Origin of the sequence: Mesorhizobium sp. LSJC269B00, assembly GCF_000502815.1 — a bacterium.
GTDB lineage: Bacteria > Pseudomonadota > Alphaproteobacteria > Rhizobiales > Rhizobiaceae > Mesorhizobium.
In genome coordinates, this window is sequence record NZ_AYVN01000005.1 from 504,043 (window position 1) to 525,288 (window position 21,246).

General features: G+C 62.2%; 24 protein-coding genes. 20 read left to right on the forward strand and 4 right to left on the reverse strand.

What is annotated here, in order from left to right; all coding sequences use genetic code 11:
* Positions 1–255 precede the first annotated feature (255 nt).
* The 6 genes from X771_RS1000000169750 (at position 256) to X771_RS149325 (ending at position 3,346) form a co-directional block, all read left to right on the forward strand.
* Positions 256–390 carry a hypothetical protein gene (locus X771_RS1000000169750; RefSeq protein WP_023688440.1) on the forward strand — a complete coding sequence of 45 codons (135 nt, stop codon included), beginning with the start codon at positions 256–258 and terminating at the stop codon, positions 388–390.
* 114 nt (positions 391–504) lie between these two features.
* Positions 505–795 carry a Dabb family protein gene (locus X771_RS149345; protein ID WP_023688441.1) on the forward strand — a complete coding sequence of 97 codons (291 nt, stop codon included), beginning with the start codon at positions 505–507 and terminating at the stop codon, positions 793–795.
* 55 nt (positions 796–850) lie between these two features.
* On the forward strand, positions 851–1,723 hold the full coding sequence (locus X771_RS149340; protein ID WP_023688442.1) for a VOC family protein: 873 nt from the start codon (positions 851–853) through the stop codon (positions 1,721–1,723).
* Complete coding sequence (kdsA, locus tag X771_RS149335) at positions 1,720–2,598, forward strand: 3-deoxy-8-phosphooctulonate synthase (protein WP_031196594.1); 879 nt, start codon at positions 1,720–1,722, stop codon at positions 2,596–2,598. The genes X771_RS149340 and kdsA overlap by 4 nt, the downstream gene beginning before the upstream one ends.
* A 97-nt stretch (positions 2,599–2,695) precedes the next feature.
* Positions 2,696–2,899: a dodecin family protein gene (locus tag X771_RS149330; protein WP_023668908.1), complete on the forward strand. Its 204-nt coding sequence runs from the start codon at positions 2,696–2,698 to the stop codon at positions 2,897–2,899.
* A gap of 81 nt (positions 2,900–2,980) precedes the next feature.
* On the forward strand, positions 2,981–3,346 hold the full coding sequence (locus X771_RS149325) for a PRC-barrel domain-containing protein (RefSeq protein ID WP_023688443.1): 366 nt from the start codon (positions 2,981–2,983) through the stop codon (positions 3,344–3,346).
* Between the two features lie 77 nt (positions 3,347–3,423).
* Here the strand turns inward: X771_RS149325 and X771_RS1000000169755 are convergent, their stop codons facing one another.
* Together X771_RS1000000169755 and X771_RS1000000168800 are read right to left on the reverse strand one after the other, a co-directional pair.
* A complete protein-coding gene (locus X771_RS1000000169755) occupies positions 3,424–3,546 on the reverse strand; it encodes a hypothetical protein (RefSeq protein ID WP_023688444.1) in 123 nt (40 codons plus the stop codon).
* A 109-nt stretch (positions 3,547–3,655) separates the two neighbouring features.
* Positions 3,656–5,146, reverse strand: coding sequence for a hypothetical protein (locus X771_RS1000000168800; protein WP_198025835.1), 1,491 nt, complete (start codon positions 5,144–5,146; stop codon positions 3,656–3,658).
* A gap of 186 nt (positions 5,147–5,332) precedes the next feature.
* Between X771_RS1000000168800 and eno the strand changes: the two genes are divergently transcribed.
* The 11 genes from eno (at position 5,333) to X771_RS149270 (ending at position 15,734) form a co-directional block, all read left to right on the forward strand.
* A complete protein-coding gene (gene eno / locus X771_RS149320) occupies positions 5,333–6,607 on the forward strand; it encodes a phosphopyruvate hydratase (RefSeq protein WP_023688446.1) in 1,275 nt (424 codons plus the stop codon).
* Positions 6,608–6,743: 136 nt separating this feature from the next.
* Positions 6,744–7,067: a septum formation initiator family protein gene (locus tag X771_RS149315; RefSeq protein ID WP_023688447.1), complete on the forward strand. Its 324-nt coding sequence runs from the start codon at positions 6,744–6,746 to the stop codon at positions 7,065–7,067.
* 195 nt (positions 7,068–7,262) lie between these two features.
* The gene (gene pdhA / locus X771_RS149310; RefSeq protein ID WP_023682559.1) at positions 7,263–8,309 is read left to right on the forward strand and encodes a pyruvate dehydrogenase (acetyl-transferring) E1 component subunit alpha; all 1,047 of its coding nucleotides are present in this window, start codon (positions 7,263–7,265) and stop codon (positions 8,307–8,309) included.
* Between the two features lie 15 nt (positions 8,310–8,324).
* Positions 8,325–9,746 (forward strand): pyruvate dehydrogenase complex E1 component subunit beta, encoded by a 1,422-nt coding sequence (locus X771_RS149305; RefSeq protein WP_023688448.1) that lies wholly within the window; start codon positions 8,325–8,327, stop codon positions 9,744–9,746.
* 18 nt (positions 9,747–9,764) lie between these two features.
* Entirely contained in the window at positions 9,765–11,186 is a 1,422-nt protein-coding gene (locus tag X771_RS149300) for a pyruvate dehydrogenase complex dihydrolipoamide acetyltransferase (protein ID WP_023688449.1), read from the forward strand.
* A 12-nt stretch (positions 11,187–11,198) separates the two neighbouring features.
* On the forward strand, positions 11,199–11,618 hold the full coding sequence (locus X771_RS149295) for a hypothetical protein (protein ID WP_023688450.1): 420 nt from the start codon (positions 11,199–11,201) through the stop codon (positions 11,616–11,618).
* On the forward strand, positions 11,615–12,256 hold the full coding sequence (locus X771_RS149290; protein ID WP_023688451.1) for an SGNH/GDSL hydrolase family protein: 642 nt from the start codon (positions 11,615–11,617) through the stop codon (positions 12,254–12,256). Before X771_RS149295 ends, X771_RS149290 begins: the two co-directional genes overlap by 4 nt.
* 22 nt (positions 12,257–12,278) lie before the next feature.
* On the forward strand, positions 12,279–13,727 hold the full coding sequence (gene lpdA / locus X771_RS149285) for a dihydrolipoyl dehydrogenase (RefSeq protein WP_023688452.1): 1,449 nt from the start codon (positions 12,279–12,281) through the stop codon (positions 13,725–13,727).
* 102 nt (positions 13,728–13,829) lie between these two features.
* Positions 13,830–14,087 carry a GlsB/YeaQ/YmgE family stress response membrane protein gene (locus X771_RS149280; RefSeq protein WP_023668920.1) on the forward strand — a complete coding sequence of 86 codons (258 nt, stop codon included), beginning with the start codon at positions 13,830–13,832 and terminating at the stop codon, positions 14,085–14,087.
* A 208-nt stretch (positions 14,088–14,295) separates the two neighbouring features.
* Positions 14,296–15,261 (forward strand): lipoyl synthase, encoded by a 966-nt coding sequence (lipA, locus tag X771_RS149275; protein WP_023688453.1) that lies wholly within the window; start codon positions 14,296–14,298, stop codon positions 15,259–15,261.
* Between the two features lie 11 nt (positions 15,262–15,272).
* Positions 15,273–15,734, forward strand: a complete 462-nt coding sequence (locus tag X771_RS149270; protein WP_023688454.1) for a type II toxin-antitoxin system RatA family toxin — start codon at positions 15,273–15,275, stop codon at positions 15,732–15,734.
* On the opposite strand, the gene X771_RS149265 is transcribed toward X771_RS149270, so the two are convergent.
* Together X771_RS149265 and X771_RS149260 are read right to left on the reverse strand one after the other, a co-directional pair.
* Entirely contained in the window at positions 15,710–16,219 is a 510-nt protein-coding gene (locus X771_RS149265) for a CinA family protein (RefSeq protein WP_023688455.1), read from the reverse strand. The genes X771_RS149270 and X771_RS149265 overlap by 25 nt on opposite strands.
* Complete coding sequence (locus tag X771_RS149260) at positions 16,216–17,439, reverse strand: bifunctional 2-C-methyl-D-erythritol 4-phosphate cytidylyltransferase/2-C-methyl-D-erythritol 2,4-cyclodiphosphate synthase (protein ID WP_023688456.1); 1,224 nt, start codon at positions 17,437–17,439, stop codon at positions 16,216–16,218. Before X771_RS149260 ends, X771_RS149265 begins: the two co-directional genes overlap by 4 nt.
* Positions 17,440–17,578: 139 nt before the next feature.
* On the opposite strand from X771_RS149260, the gene dusB reads away from it, so the two are divergent.
* Genes dusB through ntrC form a run of 3 tightly spaced genes read left to right on the forward strand, consistent with a single transcriptional unit; the run spans position 17,579 to position 21,203 of the window.
* Entirely contained in the window at positions 17,579–18,607 is a 1,029-nt protein-coding gene (gene dusB, locus X771_RS149255) for a tRNA dihydrouridine synthase DusB (RefSeq protein WP_023688457.1), read from the forward strand.
* Positions 18,604–19,749, forward strand: coding sequence for a nitrogen regulation protein NR(II) (locus tag X771_RS149250; protein WP_023688458.1), 1,146 nt, complete (start codon positions 18,604–18,606; stop codon positions 19,747–19,749). Before dusB ends, X771_RS149250 begins: the two co-directional genes overlap by 4 nt.
* Complete coding sequence (ntrC, locus tag X771_RS149245; RefSeq protein WP_023688459.1) at positions 19,746–21,203, forward strand: nitrogen regulation protein NR(I); 1,458 nt, start codon at positions 19,746–19,748, stop codon at positions 21,201–21,203. Before X771_RS149250 ends, ntrC begins: the two co-directional genes overlap by 4 nt.
* Positions 21,204–21,246 lie beyond the last annotated feature (43 nt).

Genomic DNA, 21,246 nt, shown 5'->3' on the forward strand with positions numbered 1-21,246 from the left:
CACCCCCCTGGACTTCCGCGGGGGCGGCGCAAGATCTGCCGGCCTCCACATCCTCCACTTTCATTCGCCATGCGCGAACGCCGTAGCCTGCGTGAATTTTCCCCACAATCTTCCATGGCATTGGCCGAAACTTCAAGAGGCAAGCTTCGTGCGGCGCTGGCCCAGCTTGCCGGCCTGAGGCCAGAATCCGCGGGAGAGCGCGGCCCTCGGCGAAATCGCTATGGTTACGAACAGCCACATACGTTAGTTTCAGCCATGCGTTATGTCATCGTCATCGTCGCCATCGCCTTTTTCCTGATCTGGGACGGCCTCTACAATCAGGGCCGCTATCTCGACACGACGGTCAGGGAGATGTCGCGCGTCGTGCGCTACGTCACCGGCAAAGCCTAGCTTTTTGCGCCTCTGCAAAGTCGCCTGCCGGCATTGCCGGGCGCGACATCGTGGCGGTTGACGCGACGGTCCCGCTCACACAAAACATGCCGCAAATCGAACGTGGAGGCAGGCGTGATCCGGCATATCGTTTTCTTCAGCGCGCGGCGCAAGGACGATGTCCAGGCCGTGCGCACGGGCTTGCTCACACTGGGCAAGATCCCGCATTCAAGCCTCTTCGAGGTGACGCTCAACACCAAGGTCGATCCGCTGTCGGATGCGATCGACGTGGTCGTCTATGCCGAGTTCGAGGACGATGCCGCGCTTGCCGCATACAAGGCGCACCCGCTCTATGCCGAGACGACCAGCCGGGTCAAACCCTTGCGCGAATTGCGCTATTCGGCCGATATCGTGGCGACGGCCTGATCGGGCCGGCAAGAGGCCTTGAACCAATTTCGGGAATGATGCACACCGCGCCGGCATGACCAGCACGACCCATCCGCTTGACCATCTGGTGCTGCCGACGGCGAGCCTCGCCGTGGCGCGGGCGCGGCTGACATCGCTTGGCTTCATCGTCGCGCCAACCGGCGTTCATCCCTTCGGCACCGAAAATTGCTGCGTCTTCCTTGCCGACGGCACCTATCTCGAACCGCTGGCGGTTGGGAATGAACAGGTGGCAGCGAGTGCGATCGCCGGCGGCAATGTCTTTGTCGCCCGCGACCGGCTCTATCGCGCCAGCCTGGGCGATGAGGGCTTTTCCGCCGTGGTGCTGGCCACCGATGATGCCGATGCGGATCATGCGCGCTATGTCTCGGCCGGTCTGTCGGCGGGGGACGTGCTGAGCTTTTCCCGCGCCTTCACCGACACGGCCGGAAAGAGCGACATGGCCTCGTTCAAACTGGCTTTCGCCGCCGGCGCCGAGACGATGGACGCCTTTCTGTTCGCTTGCGAGCGGATCAACGCCCCTCAAATCGACCGTACGGCACTGCAGGCCCATGCCAACGGCGTGACCGGCATTGCTGAAATCGTCGCGGTCAGCGGCGTGCCATCCGAAAAGCGCCACCTGATCGAGACAGCGACGGGTTCGAGGCAGAGGAGCAGCACGGCGTTCGACCTGGCGAACGCGCGTTTGAGCGTTCTCAAGCCCGCGGCTTTCGCTGAGCGCTTCGGCATGTCGGCTGGCGCGCCGACGGACCTTCGCTTCGCCGCGATCGTCTTTTCGGCCCGCAGTGTCGGCGCTGTCGCGAGGCTGCTTGCAGACAACGCCGTCGGGCACGATATAGCGGGCAACGAAATCGTCGTGCAGCCGGCATCCGGACAGGGCGCGGCTTTCATCTTCCGGGAGACCCCATGAGCAAGCCGCAAGGGCCCAATTCGCTGGCGCCGAATTCGTCGGTAACCGTCGGCAACGTCGTCTTCGACAACAGCGGGCCCTTGGCGTTGATCGCCGGCCCGTGCCAGTTCGAATCGCGCCAGCACGCTTTCGACATGGCCGGCGCGCTGAAGGAACTGACCGGCAAGCTCGGCATCGGCCTCGTCTACAAGACCAGCTACGACAAGGCCAACCGCACCTCGCTGTCGGCAACGCGCGGCGCCGGCATGGACGCGGCGCTTCCGGTGTTCGACGAGTTGCGCAAGGCGTTTTCGCTTCCCATTCTGACCGATGTCCACACCGAGGAGCAGTGCGCGATCGTCGCACACCATGTCGATGTGCTGCAGATTCCGGCCTTCCTGTCGCGCCAGACCGACATGCTGGTCGCCGCCGCCAAGACCGGCAAGGTGATCAACGTCAAGAAGGGGCAATTCCTGGCGCCTTGGGATATGAAGAACGTGGTGGCCAAGATCACCGGTTCGGGCAACCTCAATGTGCTGACCACCGAGCGCGGCGCGTCTTTCGGCTACAACACGCTGGTGTCGGACATGCGGGCTTTGCCTGTGATGGCCGAGATCGGCGCGCCGGTGATTTTCGACGCCACCCATTCGGTGCAGCAGCCGGGCGGGCAGGGCGGTTCCTCCGGTGGTGAGCGCCGCTTTGTCGAGACGCTGGCGCGGGCTGCCGTTGCCGTCGGCGTCGCCGGCGTGTTCATAGAGACCCACCAGGATCCCGACAATTCGACCTCCTCCGACGGGCCCAACATGCTGCCGCTGAAGGACATGCCGGCGCTGCTCGAAAGACTGATGGCATTCGACCGCATCGCCAAGAATGCTGCTGACCTGAACCGAGGCTGATGGTTTCGGCTATGGCGCGCGCGCTGCCCTGCTTGTGGAAGGCATAAGCCGGCTGTAGGCTCGCTCCTGCAAATGAGCGTCTTGGCAGGAGGAAGCCATGTCCGTCGCCCGCGTCACCGAAATCACGTCGTCGTCGAAAAAGAGCTTTCAGGACGCCATCGAGAAGGGGATTGAGCGCGCATCCAAAACCCTGAAGAACGTCGAAGGCGCTTGGATCCAGGACCAGAAGATCGTCGTCGAGGACGGCAGGATCGCGGCGTATCGCGTCAACATGAAGGTGACGTTCATCCTCGCGGAGTAACCGCCCGCTCGAAAAAACGGGAACTTTCGCCCGCGCACCTCATTGTCAAAGTATAGATCAATGACATGAGGAGCATCAGCCATGACCACCCAAACAGGCCACACCGAAGCAATCGCCGCTTCGCGCGTCATCGGCACGTCGGTCTACAACACCGAGGGCACGAGCATCGGCAGCATCGAGGACATCATGCTCGACAAGACGTCGAACGGCATCATGTTCGCGGTGATCGGGTTCGGTGGATTTCTCGGCATTGGCGAGATGTATCACGCCATTCCGTGGGCGAGCCTCGACTATGACGAGGACAAGGGCGGCTATGTCGTGCCGTTCTCGAAGGAGCAGCTGAAGGCAGCACCCGCCTATTCGATCAATGAACTGGCCGGCGCCGATGGCGAGGCCGCACGTGATGCTTCCTATGATTACTACAAGGTCACGCCGTATTGGCATTGATCAGCTGCGCTGACGCCTGACGTGAAAAGGCCCCCGAATTCCGAAACGGGGGCCTTTTCAGTGTAACCCGACAGTTTCTATTCTGCTGCGTAAAGCGTGGACAGCTGCGTCGCCGCCTTTGGCGGCTGCTGCGTATCGCACGACGTCAGGAACGCCGCCGCGATCAGGAACAAACTCACGATACCGCTCAACTCGGACATGGCGAAACTCCTCCTGTTTCGCCCCGCGCATCACCATCCTAATCGACACATAGATTGTTATCTCTGAATTATGATGACGTGGTGTTGTCGAACGTGATCCGAGGCATGCTCAGCCGAGGAGTCCGGCATTCTTCACCGCCTTGAAAACCTTTTCATGCCAGGCGATCCGATCCGCTTCGCCATTGGCCGGCGTGGTGGAATTGGCGTTGCCGACGTTGATCGCGCGCGAGATCTTTTTAATCAGGCCGGCATCGGCAAAGGCATTGCAGCCTGACCCTTTCCATTCGGCGCAAGCTGCGAGCAGCGAAATCTGCGGATCCTCGATCAGTTCAGGATGATTGGCGAGGTCGACCTTGGCGAGCTTGCCCTTGGCCGTGTACGCGTCGCGCCCGGTGGTCTGGAACGTGCCGCCGCCGCGGAAATTGAAGCCGTCCAACGTTCCTTTCACATTGCCCATGCGGCCGCCATAGGCCCAGTCGCCCAGGGCTTGTGGCTTGCGCAGCAGGTTGTCCTCGATCCACTGATCGGTCTTGCCCGCGGCTCGCGACCTCCATGCGTTCCGGATTGCCGCCACGGTCGTGTAGGTCAGGGATTCGCGAACGAGGGTGAAGCCACCGGTTTCCATCGCCGCTTGAGCGAAGAAATGCATCAGCCGATCATAGTTGTTGCACACGCCATGATCGCCAATTGTCTTGAGGCCTTTGTCGGAGGTAAAGGCGCCGATGTAACCGTCATAGATTGTTCGCTTGGAACCGCTTGCCGGTCTCGGCGCGAATTTCTGGAAGACCGCTGCTGGCAAACCCTTGTTCGGATCGCCCGCAACGGCTTCGAGCACGCTCTCGACACTCTCGGTCGACAGCACCGGTTCGCCTTCGACGACCACCGAAGCATTGGGAATTCGCTTGCCGTTGCTTTTCGGGAAGCCACCGCCGGCAAAGGTTTTCAGATCGTCGATGAGGGCGATTACGCGTGTCCGGCTCTCCGTGAAATCCATGTCGGAAAGCGGACCGCTCACCTTCTTCGTCGGATTGATGCACCCGACGCTGGACAGGAAATTGACGCCCGGATGGATCAGGATTTCGGTGCGCTTGTTGGTCTTCAGCAGTTCGAGTCCAGGTTTGGGTGGCGTCTTGGCGCCAGTGTAGCCGATCGTCACATATTTGCCTCCGGCCTGCGTCGCCAGTGGATAGGTGCCGGGCTCGATGCGCCTGCCATTGTCTTCTTTGGAATTGTCGCCTGGGCCGCGAGATTCACACACGAACCCCGATAGACCCGTTACTGCCGTGCCGTTGTGAAAGACTTTATAGGTACCAACTGTCCTGCGTCTGGTGCCCCTCATATGCTCGACTTGGCGACTAATAAGAAGTTCCCAGCCAGTACCTGAAATCGCTGCCATTGCCGCCTCCCCAAAGAGTTCAAGTTTGTTGATTTCACTGTGGTCGCCAAATAGTTCGCGTTGTAGATGTGAGCCTAACATCTTCGAATTCTCTGCATTGTGAAGTTTGTCACGTTGGCGGTAGCCTCTTTTGAAGCATCGGGTGGAGTTTGTGTGCCGCCTGGTTTCGTGACAAAGGCATTGCCGCAGGGGCGGGGCACCCACCCCATGCCGCGCCAGACATATGACGTCAGGGCGGGCTGTTTGCGTTCAGATGGCGTCGCCCATGCCCCACGGCCTGAGCGCATGGGGCGATCGTCACTATTATTTCATGCCATTCCTGATTGCCTTTTGCGGCACTTTGGCTAAGAGGGGCGCGACGCTTTCAATCGATCAATCGGGGACATCGCAATGACCGCCATCATCGACATTGTCGGGCGTGAAATCCTGGACAGCCGTGGAAATCCGACCGTCGAGGTCGACGTCGTTCTCGAAGACGGCTCAATGGGCCGCGCCGCGGTGCCGTCGGGCGCGTCGACCGGCGCGCATGAGGCCGTCGAACTGCGCGACGGTGGCGCCCGCTATCTCGGCAAGGGCGTGCTCAAGGCGGTCGAGGCCGTCAATGGCGAGCTGTTCGAGGCGATCGGCGGCATGGAAGCCGAAAACCAGATCCACATCGATCAGACCATGATCGAGCTCGACGGCACGCCCAACAAGAGCCGGCTCGGCGCCAACGCCATCCTCGGCGTCTCGCTGGCGGTCGCCAAGGCCGCGGCGGAAGCCGCCGGACTGCCGCTTTACCGCTATGTCGGCGGCACCAAGGCGCATTTGCTGCCGGTGCCCATGATGAACATCATCAATGGCGGCGCGCATGCCGACAATCCGATCGATTTCCAGGAATTCATGATCCTGCCGGTCGGCGCGCCGACGCTGCGCGAAGGCGTGCGCTGGGGCTCGGAAATCTTCCACACGCTGCGCAAGAAGCTCAAGGATGCCGGCCACAACACCAATGTCGGCGACGAAGGCGGCTTCGCGCCCAATCTGAAGAGTGCGCCGGTGGCGCTCGATTTCATCATGGAATCGATCGAGAAGGCCGGCTTCAAGCCGGGCGAGGAGATCGCGCTCGGTCTCGACTGTGCGGCGACCGAATTCTTCAAGGACGGCAATTACGTCTATGAGGGCGAGAAGAAGACCCGCGATCCCAAGGCGCAGGCCAAGTACCTGGCCAAGCTCGCCGCCGACTATCCGATCATCTCGATCGAGGACGGCCTGGCCGAGGACGACTGGGAGGGTTGGAAGTACCTGACCGATTTGATCGGCAACAAGACGCAGCTGGTTGGCGACGACCTCTTCGTCACCAACACGGCGCGGCTGCGCGACGGCATCCGCATGGGTGTCGCCAATTCGATCCTGGTCAAGGTCAACCAGATCGGCTCGCTCACCGAAACGCTCGACGCTGTCGAGACCGCGCACAAGGCAGGCTACACAGCCGTCATGTCGCACCGTTCGGGCGAAACCGAGGATTCGACCATCGCCGACCTCGCCGTCGCCACCAATTGCGGGCAGATCAAGACCGGTTCGCTGTCGCGCTCGGATCGCATGGCCAAGTACAACCAGCTGATCCGCATCGAGGAAGAGCTCGGCAAGCAGGCGCGCTACGCCGGCAAGTCGGTAATCAAAGCTTAAATTCTGCCGAACTGGCGAAAACGACGAAGGGCGGGATTTCCCGCCCTTTTTCGTTGCGGGCGCTGGCTAATGCACCTGTCCGTAACCGTCCATTAAGCACAATCGGGCGAGATAGACAGGTCAGAGGATTGCGACTATGTGGACACGCCAGCACAAGCAGAGAAACACCGGCCGGCTGATCATCCCGTCGCTTTGCGTGGCGTTCCTGGCCTATTTCGGCTTCCATGCCTATCATGGCGAGTTCGGCATCAATTCCAAATATCAGCTCGAAGCGCAGACCATCGAATTGCAGGCCAAGTACGATGCCATCAAGGCGCGCCGGGTCGATCTGGAGCGGCGCGTCCAGCTGATGCATGAGGGCACGCTTGAAAAGGATATGCTCGACGAGCAGGCACGCCGGGCGCTCAATCTGTCCCAGCCCGATGAAATCACCATCATGCTGCCGGCCAATTCGAAATAACTTAATTTCGGTTAATCGCTTTTATTTCCAATGATTCTAGGCATTTAGATGCATGCCAGCCATGCGTTTTTCTGCATGGCGAAACGCGGTCTCGCATGTTAGCTTCCTTCCAATCGGTGGGGAGGAGCTGATCCTCACCGGAGCAGACATGGTCTGCTTTAGTGTCCGCAAAGAGACGCCAACAGGGAGTGATGCATGGCCACCGCCGCCAAAAAAGCGCCTGCCAAATCCGTTAAATCGACATCTGCCAAATCAACCGGGCTTTCCGCCCCCAAGCCGGCAGACTTCACCAAGGACGAGGAGCTTGCCGCCTACCGGCACATGCTGCTTATCCGCCGCTTCGAGGAAAAGGCCGGCCAGCTCTACGGCATGGGCTTTATCGGCGGCTTCTGCCACCTCTATATCGGCCAGGAAGCGGTCGTCACCGGCATGAAGATGTCGCTGATCAACGGCGACCAGATGATCACCGCCTATCGCGACCATGGCCACATGCTGGCGATGGAACTGTCACCGCGGGGCGTCATGGCAGAGCTGACCGGACGCCGTGGTGGCCTGTCGAGGGGTAAGGGCGGCTCCATGCACATGTTCTCCAAGGAGAAGCATTTTTACGGCGGCCACGGCATTGTCGGCGCGCAGGTCTCGCTCGGCACTGGTCTCGCCTTCGCCAACCGCTACCGCGACAACAACAATGTGTCGCTGACCTATTTCGGCGATGGCGCTGCCAATCAGGGTCAGGTCTATGAAAGCTTCAACATGGCCTCGCTGTGGAAGCTGCCGGTGATCTACATCATCGAGAACAACCGCTATGCCATGGGCACCTCGGTGTCGCGCTCGTCGGCCGAAACCAATTTTTCGCATCGCGGCGCCTCGTTCAAGATTCCCGGCATTCAGGTCGACGGCATGGATGTGCGTGCGGTCAAATCCGCCGGCGACCAGGCGACCGAATGGTGCCGTGCCGGCAACGGGCCGATCATCCTCGAAATGCAGACCTATCGCTATCGCGGCCACTCGATGTCGGATCCAGCAAAATACCGCTCCAAAGAAGAAGTGCAGAAGATGCGCTCGGATCATGATCCGATCGAGCAGGTCAAGGCGCGGCTGACGGCCAAGAAGTGGGCGACCGAGGACGAACTCAAGAACATCGACAAGGAAGTCCGCGACATCGTCGCCGACGCTGCCGAATTTGCCCAGCACGACGCAGAGCCGGATCCGTCCGAGCTCTGGACCGACATCGTATTGTAACGGGAGGGCAAGGACATGCCGATCGAAATTCTCATGCCCGCTCTCTCGCCGACCATGGAAGAGGGCAATCTTTCCAAATGGTTGAAGAACGAGGGCGACAAGGTCGTCGCCGGCGATGTCATCGCCGAGATCGAAACCGACAAGGCGACGATGGAAGTCGAAGCCGTCGATGAAGGCACGATCGGCAAGATCGTGGTTCCCGCCGGCACCGAAGGCGTCAAGGTCAACGCGGTGATCGCCGTGTTGCTGCAGGACGGTGAAAGTGCAGGCGATGTCGAAAAGAGCGGCAAGCCTGCCTCCACCCAGGATGCCGTTTCCGCTGGCAGTCAGCGGACCGATGCAGCCGAGGAAGGTTCAAAAGCGGCTCCCCAGGATGCCGGCGAGGCTCCGAAGGCAGTTCCCGCCGCTCCGGCGGCCAAACCTGCGGCCGATCCCGATATTCCCGCCGGCACCGAGATGGTCTCGACCACGGTGCGCGAGGCCTTGCGCGATGCCATGGCCGAGGAAATGCGCCGCGACGGCGATGTCTTCGTCATGGGCGAGGAGGTCGCGGAATACCAGGGCGCCTACAAGATCACGCAAGGCCTGCTGCAGGAATTCGGGCCGCGCCGCGTGGTCGACACGCCGATCACCGAGCATGGCTTTGCCGGCGTCGGCGTCGGTGCGGCAATGGCCGGCCTGAAGCCGATCGTCGAATTCATGACCTTTAATTTCGCCATGCAGGCGATCGACCAGATCATCAACTCCGCCGCCAAGACGCTCTATATGTCGGGCGGCCAGATGGGCGCGCCGATCGTGTTCCGCGGCCCGAACGGGGCTGCCGCCCGCGTCGGCGCCCAGCATTCGCAGTGCTATGCCGCCTGGTACAGCCATATTCCCGGCCTGAAAGTGGTGATGCCGTACACGGCTGCCGATGCCAAGGGCCTGCTCAAGGCGGCGATCCGCGATCCGAACCCGGTCATCTTCCTCGAGAACGAAATCCTCTACGGCCAGTCCTTCGACGTGCCGAAGCTCGACGATTTCGTGCTGCCGATCGGCAAGGCGCGCATTCACAAGCAGGGCAAGGACGTCACCATCGTCTCGTTCGGTATCGGCATGACCTATGCCATCAAGGCGGAAGCCGAACTGCGCGGCATGGGCATCGATGCCGAGATCATCGATCTCCGGACCATCCGCCCGCTCGACCTCGACACCGTCATTGCCTCCGTAAAGAAGACCAACCGCCTGATCGTGGTGGAAGAAGGTTTCCCGCAAAGCTCGGTCGGCGACCACATCGCCAATCAGGTGTCGCAGCGCGCCTTCGATTTCCTCGACGCGCCGGTCATCACCATCGCCGGCAAGGACGTGCCGATGCCCTATGCGGCGAACCTCGAAAAGCTGGCCTTGCCCAATGTCGGCGAGGTCATCGAGGCGGTCAAAGCCGTCACGTATCGCTGAGCCGGTCGGGAGGACATCATGCCAATCAACATCACCATGCCGGCGCTGTCGCCCACGATGGAAGAGGGCAATCTTTCCAAGTGGCTGGTCAAGGAAGGCGACAAGGTTTCGCCGGGCGACGTGATCGCCGAGATCGAGACCGACAAGGCGACGATGGAAGTCGAGGCCGTCGATGAGGGCACGGTCGCCAAGCTGGTCGTTCCGGCCGGCACCGAAGGCGTGAAGGTCAATGCGCTGATCGCCATTCTCGCCGGCGAAGGCGAGGATGCAGGTGCAGCGGCAAAGGGCGGCGGCGATGCCGCGCCCGCGAAAGCCGATGCCAAGCAGGATAAGGCGTCAATCTCCCCACCCGTGGGGGAGATGTCGACGAAGTCGACAGAGGGGGGCGCTGCCCCGCCGACCTCTCAGTCTGTCGCGCCCCCCTCTGGCCTGCCGGCCATCTCCCCCACAAGGGGGGAGATCAGCCAATCGTCAGGCGAGCGCACCTTCGCCTCGCCGCTGGCGCGTCGCATCGCCAAAGACGCAGGCGTCGATGTGTCCGCCGTGACCGGCACCGGCCCGCATGGCCGTGTCGTCAAGGCCGACGTCGAGGCGGCGATTGCCGGCGGTGGCGCCAAGGCTGCACCGGCCGCGAAAGCCGCACCTGCCGGCGCTCCGGCACCTGCGGCTCCGGCTGCGGCACCCAAGGCGATGTCGGACGAACAGGTGCTGAAGCTGTTTGCCGAAGGGTCCTATGAGCTCGTCCCGCACGACAATATGCGCAAGACCATTGCGCGCCGCCTGGTCGAGGCCAAGACAACCATCCCGCATTTCTACCTGACGCTCGACTGCGAGCTCGATGCGCTGCTGGCGCTGCGCACACAGATCAATGCGGCTGCTCCGACGAAGAAGACCGACAAGGGCGAGGCTCCCGTCTACAAACTCTCGGTCAACGACATGGTGATCAAGGCGATGGCGATGGCGCTGATGGCGGTGCCGGATGCCAATGCATCGTGGACCGAAAGCGCCATGGTCAAGCACAAGCACGCCGATGTCGGCGTTGCCGTGTCGATCCCCGGCGGCCTGATCACGCCGATCATCCGCCACGCCGACGAAAAGACGCTGTCCACCATCTCCAACGAGATGAAAGATCTCGCGAGCCGTGCCCGCAGCCGCAAGCTGAAGCCTGACGAATATCAAGGCGGTACGACGGCGGTTTCCAATCTCGGCATGTTCGGCATCAAGGACTTTGCCGCCGTCATCAACCCGCCGCATGCGACGATCCTGGCGGTGGGTGCGGGCGAGCAGCGGCCGGTGGTCAAGAACGGCGAGATCAAAATCGCCAATATCATGTCGGTGACGCTGTCGACCGATCACCGCGCCGTCGACGGAGCGCTCGGCGCCGAACTTCTGGTCGCCTTCAAGCGCATGATCGAAAATCCGATGGGCATGCTGGTCTAGGAAGGAAAGGCTGTGCGGCAATTCGTCACCAGCCTTTTCGCCCTGATCCTTTCCGGCCTGGCCGGCGGGCTGGCGGCGCTGTGGCTGGCAATCGCCACCAATGCGAATTCGGAATACATCCTGGTGTTCATGGTTTCGGCGCTGGTCACCATCGTTGCGACGGTGGTATTTTTCATCGCGCAGTTCGTGCCAAATCCGCAAAGGGCGATAAACCTGGCGGGGATTGTTGGGATTACGTTGTTCGTGCTGGCTGGAATCGGGCTGATTGCCTGGACCTTCTCGCAGCCGCCGGGCAAGGCCCAGTGGTCGGGCGATCTTCCCGTTGGCGCCGGTCTGATTTTGCCAAGCATCGCCACGGTTATCGTGCAGTGGCTGTTCGTGGGATGGCGCGTGCGGCGCGGGCTTAAGGCGGAGGCGGGTGCGGGTGCATGAAGACGATCCTCTGCTATGGCGATTCCCTGACCTGGGGCTACGACGCGGCGAGCCTTGGCCGCCATGCTCTGGAAGATCGCTGGCCGAGCGTGCTCAAGGCGGCGCTGGGCGACGATGATACCGAGGTCATCGCCGAAGGGCTGAACGGTCGAACCACGGCATTCGACGACCATCTGGCCGGTGCGGACCGCAACGGCGCCAAGGTGCTGCCGACAATCCTGACCAGCCATGCGCCGCTCGACCTGATCATCATCATGCTCGGCGCCAACGACATGAAGCCCTGGATCCACGGCAATCCGGTCGCGGCCAAGCAGGGCGTGCAGCGGCTGATCGACATCGTGCGCGGCCATGATTATCCGTTCGGCTGGGCCGCGCCGCAAATCCTGATCGTCGCGCCACCAGCGGTCAGCCGCACGGACAATGCCGAATTCAAGGAAATGTTTGCCGGCGGCAACGAGGCATCGAAGCGGCTGGCGCCGCACTATTCCGCGCTCGCCGACGAGGCCGGCTGCGGCTTTTTCGATGCCGGCACGGTGGCTTCGACCACACCGATAGACGGGGTCCATCTCGATGCCGAAAACACGCGAAATATCGGCCAGGGGCTGGTGCCGCTGGTGCGTGTGATGCTGGAACTCTAGAGAAAAATCAGGGAGAAACCCCGTGGCAGAATCCTACGACGTCATAATCATCGGCTCGGGCCCCGGCGGCTATGTCACGGCGGTGCGCTCCGCCCAGCTCGGCTTCAAGACTGCCATCGTCGAGCGCGAGCACCTCGGCGGCATCTGCCTCAACTGGGGCTGCATCCCGACCAAGGCGCTGCTGCGCTCGGCCGAGATCATGCACTATTCCGATCATCTGAAGGACTACGGCCTGAAGCTCGAAGGCGGCAAGGTCAGCGCCGACACGGCCGCTGTCGTCGACCGCTCGCGCAAAGTGTCGTTGAGGCTCAATGGCGGCGTCGCCTTCCTGATGAAGAAGAACAAGGTCGACGTTATCTGGGGCGAGGCCAAGCTCTCCAAGCCCGGTGAGATCGTCGTCTCCAAGACGGCGAAGAAGCCGATGGAGCCGCAGCCGCCGGTGCCAAAGGGCGTCAAGGGCGAGGGCACCTATACCGCCAAGCACATCATTCTCGCCACCGGCGCCCGGCCGCGCGCGCTGCCCGGCATCGAGCCGGACGGCAAACTGATCTGGACCTATTTCGAGGCGATGGTGCCGAAGGAGATGCCGAAATCGCTGCTGGTCATGGGTTCGGGCGCCATCGGAATCGAGTTCGCCTCCTTCTACCGCACCATGGGCGCCGAGGTGACGGTGGTCGAGCTTTTGCCGGCGGTGATGCCGGTCGAGGATGCCGAGGTCTCGAAATTCGCGCAGAAGCAGTTCGAGAAGCAGGGCATGAAAATCATCCTCGAGGCCAAGGTGACCAAGGTCGAGAAGGGTGCCAACTCGGTTACCGCACATGTCGAGATGAAGGACGGCAAGGTCGAGAAGATCACCGCCGACCGCATGATCTCGGCCGTCGGCGTGCAAGGCAATATCGAGAATCTCGGCCTCGAGACGCTCGGCGTGAAGACGGATCGCGGCTGTGTCGTCATTGACGGTTACGGCAAGACCAATGTGCCCGGCATCTACGCCATCGGCGATGTCGCCGGGCCGCCTATGCTGGCTCACAAGGCTGAGCATGAAGGCGTGGTATGTATCGAAAAGATCGCCAATTTCCCCGGCGTGCATGCGACAGACAAGCTGAAGATCCCGGGCTGCACCTATTGCAACCCCCAGGTCGCATCGGTCGGGCTCACCGAAGCCAAGGCCAAGGCCGAAGGCAAGGACATTCGTGTCGGCCGCTTCCAGTTCGGCGCCAACGGCAAGGCGATCGCGCTTGGCGAGGACCAGGGCTTCATCAAGACCATTTTCGACAAGAAGACCGGCCAGCTGCTCGGCGCGCATATGGTCGGCGCCGAGGTGACGGAGCTGATCCAGGGCTTTGTCGTGGCGATGAACCTGGAGACCACCGAGGAAGAACTGATGCACACCATCTTCCCGCATCCGACGCTGTCGGAGATGATGAAGGAAAGCGTGCTCGATGCCTATGGCCGTGCGCTCAACGCGTGATAAATTGCTGCCGCGAGACTCAGACGCATGCGCCGGAGGAACCTTACGGCAAGACAGTTCGTTTCCGGATGCATTTTCACCTGACACTGGAGGAGTTGGCATATGGACGTGAATGGCGTGGGCTGGATTGCGGCCATCATCATCGGCGGTTTGGCCGGGTGGCTGGCCGAGATGGTCATGAAGAGCAATACCGGCGTCTTAATGAACATCATTATGGGCATTGTCGGCGCGGTGGTGCTGAACGCAATTCTCAGGGCGCTCAACATCGAACCCTTCGGTGTCGGCTGGCTCGCCTACCTGATCACCGGCTTCATCGGCGCCTGCCTGCTGATCTTTGCCGGGCGGCTCATTCGCCGATAAAACGGCTCGCCGTTTTATCTCGTTCTTCTGACGCAATTCCGGACGGAAAACCGTGTCACACTTTTCCTGGAATTGCTCTGGATCCCCGCTATGCGAAAAAGGCTGTGGCGGCATGCGCCGCCGCAGCCTTTTTCTTTGCACCGAAAAGTCCTAGATGACGCCAGAAGGGCGAATGCCGACGGGCAGACGCCAACAAGTCAGGTTTGAGATGGTCACTGTTCTCGACACGATCGCCAACGCGCCGCGCCTGCGGCACCCCGAGAAGGCACACAAGCCTGATCAGGACGTGCTGCGCAAACCCGACTGGATCCGCGTCAAGGCGCCGATGTCGAAGGGCTATGCCGAAACCCGCGAGATCGTGAAGTCGCACAAGCTGGTCACGGTGTGCGAAGAGGCCGGCTGCCCCAATATCGGCGAGTGCTGGGAAAAGAAGCACGCCACCTTCATGATCATGGGCGAGATCTGCACGCGCGCCTGCGCCTTCTGCAATGTCGCCACCGGCATTCCCACCGCGCTCGATGCCGATGAGCCGGCGCGTGTCGCGCATGCCGTCAAGCAGATGGGGCTGACCCATGTCGTCATCACCTCGGTCGACCGCGACGATCTCGCCGATGGCGGCGCGCAGCATTTCGCCGAGGTTATCCGGGCGATCCGAGCAGCGACGCCCTTGACGACGATCGAAATCCTGACGCCCGATTTCCTGCGCAAGGAGGGCGCGCTGGAGATCGTCGTGGCGGCCAAGCCCGATGTCTTCAACCACAATCTCGAAACCGTGCCGTCGAACTACCTGACGGTGCGGCCGGGTGCTCGCTATTTCCACTCGATCCGGCTGTTGCAGCGGGTCAAGGAGCTCGACCCGTCGATCTTCACGAAGTCCGGCATCATGGTCGGCCTCGGCGAAGAGCGGAACGAGATCCTGCAACTGATGGATGACCTGCGCTCGGCCAATGTCGACTTCATGACCATTGGCCAGTATCTGCAGCCGTCGAAGAAACACCACCCGGTGATCCGCTTCGTCACGCCGGAGGAGTTCAACTCCTTCGCGACGATCGGCAAGACCAAGGGTTTCCTGCTGGTGGCGTCGAGCCCGCTGACGCGCTCCTCGCATCATGCCGGTGACGATTTCGCCAGGCTGCGGGCGGCGCGTGAGGCGCAGCTCAAAAAAGCCAGTTAAATCCTGCTTCAATGCCGAAATTCGAAGCCACACGCCGCGTTGCCCACACGCCGGAGCAGATGTTTGCGCTGGTCGCCGATATCGAGACCTATCCTGAATTTCTGCCGCTGTGCGAGGCGCTGACGGTGCGCTCGCGCAAGGAGCGTGACGGCCGCACCATTCTCGTTGCCGATATGAGCATCGGCTACAAGGCGATCCGCGAGACCTTTACGACGCAAGTGCTGCTGAAGCCGGACGAAAACACAATCGATGTCAAATACATCGATGGACCGTTCAAATATCTCAGCAATATCTGGCGCTTCGAGCCGGCCGACGGCGGCGGCTGCAACGTCCGCTTCTTCATCGACTACGAGTTCAAGAGCCGCATCCTCGGCGTGGTGATGGGCACCATGTTCGATCGTGCCTTCCGCATGTTTTCCGAAGCCTTCGAAAAACGTGCGGACGTCATCTACGGAACGACGCCCATCTCATGAGTGTCGCCGAGCGCGCGCAGCGCGATCTCCAGCGCATGCTTGACCGTCTCGCGGCGGATGAAGTCGCGGCCATTGTCGGCAAACATATTGAGCTCGGCAGCCACCGGCCCACCTCTTAGGGCAACTCCGAACCAGACGAGGCCGACCGGTTTTTCCGGCGAGCCGCCGCCTGGGCCGGCAATGCCGGTGACGGCAAGCGCCAGCCCGGCGCGCGAGCGCGCCAGAGCGCCCTCCGCCATCTCCAGAACCGTTTCGCGCGAGACGGCGCCATGCGCCTCGAGTGTGGCGGGCGAGACGCCGAGCATCTCCATCTTTGCTTCATCGGAATAGGTGATGAGGCCGCGATCGACGACAGCGGACGAGCCGGCAATGTCGGTCATTGCCGAGATGATCATGCCGCCGGTGCAGCTCTCGGCCGTTGCCAGCATGATGCCGCGCTGCTGGCAGACCTGGAGCAGGGCGTTGGCAAGATCGCTGTTGTTCATGCGGGAACCTCCCCGGGGAAGACGACACTGGCTGTGGCGATGGCGGCGATGCCTTCCTCGCGGCCGACAAAGCCGAGTTTTTCGTTGGTAGTCGCCTTGATGGAGATGCGATCGCTGGAAATGCCCAGCATCGCCGACAACGCGTTGGTCATGGCCTCGCGATGCGGGCCGACGCGCGGAGCCTCGCAGATCAGCGTGATGTCGGCATTGGCGATGCGGCCGCCGCGTTCGCGCACCAACCTGGCCGCATGCTCGACGAAGATCTTCGACGCCGCGCCCTTCCATTGCGGATCGGAAGGCGGGAAATGCGTGCCGATGTCGCCGGCGCCGCAAGTGGCGAGCAGCGCATCGGTCAGCGCGTGCAGGCCGACATCGGCATCCGAATGTCCCGAAAGCTTCTTGCCGTGCGGAATGGCGACGCCGCACAGAGTGACATGGTCGCCTGCCTCGAAGGCGTGCACGTCATAGCCATTGCCGGTGCGAATGTCTGGAAAACGCTCGCCAGTAAGCCGCTGATCCGCCATCGCAATATCCCTTGCCCAGGTCAGTTTGACGTTGTCCGGCGACCCCTGAACGATTTTCACCGGAATATGCGCCCATTCGGCGATCGCGGCATCGTCGGTGAAATCCGTCTTGCCGAGATGATGGGCTTTTTCGTGCGCGGCGAGCAACGGCCAGAACGGAAAGCCTTGCGGCGTCTGCGCGGCATGAAGGCCGGCCCTTGGCACCGTCTCCTCGATCATGCCGGTGGCCGACTCGCGCTTCAGCGTATCGGCGACGGGCAAAGCGGGCAGCGCGCCCTGGCGCTCGCCAATGGCGGCGATGATACGGTCGATCAGGGCCGTGTCGACAAACGGCCGCACCGCGTCATGGACAAGGACACGGCCGGGCGTACGTTCCCTCAGCGCCAGCAGGCCGAGCCGGACCGAGGCCTGGCGCGACTCGCCACCGACCACGGCGGTAACCCGCTCGGCATACACGCCGGCTGCCTTGTCGAAAAGCGCGCGGTCATCGGCATGGATGGCGACGACGACGGGGCCAATTTTGGGATGCGCCAGGAACGTCTCCAGCGTGCGCGCGATGACGGCACGGCCACCGATGCGTTGATATTGCTTCGGCCCGTCGGCCTGTCCGGCACGCGCGCCGCGGCCGGCTGCAACGATGACCACGCCGACCTTGTCGGTCGTCGCCTCGGCCGGTTTTTCGCTTGCGTCTGTCATGCCGAGAGGCTTAGTCGCGGCTTATGGCGAAGGCCAGCATTTTCCCAAATGCGCCGCAATGTGACGTCATTGCGCGTTGCACAATGCCTTTCTTATGGCTAGAGAATGTGCAGCAATCCGATATGCTTGGTTTTTGTGCATGCCTGAAGTGACAAAATTGGCTTCGCCGCTCGACGTTGGCGGCGTGACGATCCGCAACCGCGTCTTCCTCGCGCCCATGTCGGGAATAACGGACGAGCCGTTCCGGCAGCGCGCCTACGCGCATGGCGCGGGCCTGGTCGTGTCGGAAATGGTGGCGAGCGGCGAGCTTGCCAAGGGCAGGGCCGGATGCGACCTGCGCATCCGTCATTCCGGGCTGCCCGTCCATATGGTCCAGCTTGCCGGCCGCGAGGCCGAGCACATGGCCGAGGGCGCGCGCATCGCTGCCGGCGAGGGCGCCGACATCATCGACATCAATATGGGCTGCCCGGCCAAGAAGGTGACCGGCGGCTATGCCGGCTCGGCGCTGATGCGCGATCTCGACCACGCGCTGTCGCTGATCGAAGCGGTGATCGGCGCGGTCCAGGTGCCGGTCACGGTCAAGATGCGGCTCGGCTGGGACGACAATGCGCTCAATGCACCCGTCTTGGCGCGCCGCGCCGAAGAGGCCGGTGTTAAAATGGTGACCGTGCATGGGCGCACGCGCTGCCAGTTTTATCAAGGCAAGGCCGATTGGGGCGCCATCGCCCGCATCAAGGACGTCGTCTCGATCCCGGTCGTCGCCAATGGCGATGTGGGCTCGCCCGCGGAGGCCGCCGAAATCCTTGAACAGTCGGGCGCCGACGCGGTGATGATCGGCCGCGCGCATTATGGCGCGCCATGGACGGCGGGCCACATCGCGGCAACGGCTGCGGGCAACGCGCCCTCCGGCGTGCCGGAAAGCCCGCAAGCCATGGCGGACTACATCGTTTCCCACTACGAAGACATGCTGACGCTTTACGGCGTCGAAAGTGGCTTGCGCCAGGCGCGCAAGCATCTCGGCTGGTATCTCGATCGCCACGCTGTGGGCGTCACCAATGAAGGGCGCAAAGCCATCCTCACCTCGTTCGAGCCCGCCCGCGTCATGGCCGTGCTGCGTGAGGTGTTTTCCGGCGGGGGCGAGGCCGCATCCATGCGGAGCGCTGCATGAACGCGCCTGCTGCACCGGGCACCGAGATGGCAAATGCTGCCCATATCGTGCTGAACACCATCCGCCGTCCGGTCATCATGGTCGATCCGGACGGGTTCATCACCTACGCCAATGCCGACGCGGAAGACTTCTTCCGCTCCAGCGCCAACATGCTGGCACGCAACACACTGTCCAAACTGATCCCGTTCGGCAGCCCATTGCTGCAGCTGGTCGACCAGGTGCGCGAGCGCCGTGCGCCGGTCAACGAATACCGTGTCGACGTGTCGTCGCCGCGTCTCGGCATCGAGAAGGTCGTCGATCTCTATGTCGCGCCGGTGCCGGAATTCCCAGGCTCGATCGTGGTGATGTTCCAGGAACGCTCGATGGCCGACAAGATCGACCGGCAGATGACACACAGGGGTGCCGCGCGTTCGGTCACCGGCCTTGCCGCCATGCTGGCACATGAGATCAAGAACCCGCTGTCCGGCATACGTGGCGCCGCACAGCTGCTCGAACTCTCGGCGTCCGACGAGGATCGCGCGCTGACCCGCCTCATCACCGACGAGACTGATCGCATAGTCTCCCTCGTCGACCGCATGGAAGTGTTTTCCGACGAGCGGCCGATTGACCGCTATCCTGTCAACATCCATGTCGTGCTGGATCATGTGAAGGCAATCGCGAAGAACGGTTTTGCCAAGAGAATCAGGATATTGGAGGACTATGATCCATCATTGCCTCCGGTTTTCGCCAACCGCGACCAACTGATCCAGGTGTTTCTCAACCTGGTCAAGAACGCTGCCGAGGCGATCGGCGGCGACCCGCAGGGCGAGATCGTGCTGTCGACCGCGTTCAGGCCGGGCATCCGCGTTTCCGTTCCCGGAACCCAGGACCGCGTGTCGCTACCGCTTGAATTCTGCGTGCGCGACAATGGGTCCGGCGTTTCGGAAGACATTCTGCCGATCCTGTTCGATCCGTTCATCACCACCAAGCCGAACGGGTCGGGGCTCGGCCTGGCGCTGGTGGCGAAAATCGTCGGCGAGCATGGCGGCATCATCGAATGCGATTCGACGCCGCGCGGCACCACCTTCCGAATCCTGATGCCGGCCTGGAAAGAAACACCCATCGACACTGCCGATGATGAAGGCGAAGGAGACCGCAAATGACGGTTCGCGGCAATATTCTCGTCGCCGACGACGATGCGGCCATCCGCACCGTGCTCAATCAGGCGCTGTCGCGCGTCGGCCATGAGGTGCGCGTGACCTCCAACGCCTCGACGCTGTGGCGCTGGGTGGCGGCGGGCGAGGGCGATCTGGTGATCACCGACGTTGTCATGCCGGACGAGAACGCCTTCGACATGCTGCCGCGCATCAAGAAGGCGCGCCCCGAGCTGCCGGTCATCGTGATGAGCGCGCAAAACACTTTCATGACGGCGATTCGTGCTTCCGAAACAGGTGCTTACGAGTATCTGCCGAAGCCGTTCGACTTGACCGAACTGCTCAACATCGTCAACCGGGCGCTGTCAGAGCCGCGCCGACCGAAGATCGATACGCGACCGGAAGAACAGCCTGACGCGATGCCGCTGGTCGGCCGGTCGGCCGCCATGCAGGACATCTACCGCATGCTGGCGCGCATGATGCAGACCGACCTGACGGTGATGATCTCGGGCGAGTCCGGCACCGGCAAGGAATTGGTGGCGCGCGCGTTGCACGAATATGGCCGTCGCCGCGGCGGTCCGTTCGTCGCCATCAACATGGCGGCGATCCCGCGCGATTTGATCGAATCGGAGCTGTTCGGCCACGAGAAGGGCGCCTTCACCGGCGCACAGAACCGCTCGACCGGCCGCTTCGAGCAGGCCGAGGGCGGCACGCTGTTCCTCGACGAGATCGGCGACATGCCGATGGAGGCGCAGACGCGGCTGCTGCGCGTGCTGCAGCAGGGCGAATACACCACGGTCGGCGGGCGCACCCCGATCAAGACCGATGTGCGCATCGTCGCCGCCACCAACAAGGATCTGCGCACGCTGATCAACCAGGGGCTTTTCCGCGAGGATCTGTTCTATCGCCTGAATGTCGTGCCGCTTCGGCTGCCGGGTTTGCGTGAGAGATCGGAAGACATTCCCGATCTGGTGCGGCATTTCTTCAAGATCGGCGCCAGCGAAGGCTTGCAGACCAAGCGCATCTCGACCGGCGGCATCGAATTGATGAAGCGCTATCCGTGGCCGGGAAACGTGCGCGAGTTGGAAAACCTGGTGCGCCGGCTTGCGGCGCTCTATTCGCAGGACGAAATATCAGCCGAGATCATTGAAGCCGAGCTGAAGACAGGCGAAAGACCGGTCGTTCCCGGCGGCGGCAATTTGATCCCGGACGATCTATCCATCGGCCAGGCGGTGGAGCACTTCCTGCAGCGCTATTTTGCCTCTTTCGCCGGTGAGTTGCCGCCGGCAGGTCTCTATCAGCGCATCTTGTCCGAGGTCGAATATCCGCTGGTCCTTGCCTCGATGACGGCAACCCGCGGCAACCAGATCAAGGCCGCCGAACTGCTGGGCCTCAACCGCAACACGTTGCGCAAGAAGATTCGCGAGCTGGGCGTCAACGTCTACAAATCGTCGAGACCATGAGCGCCTGGCGCTCGAAGTGACGCGAGGTCATCCCCTTTTCAGG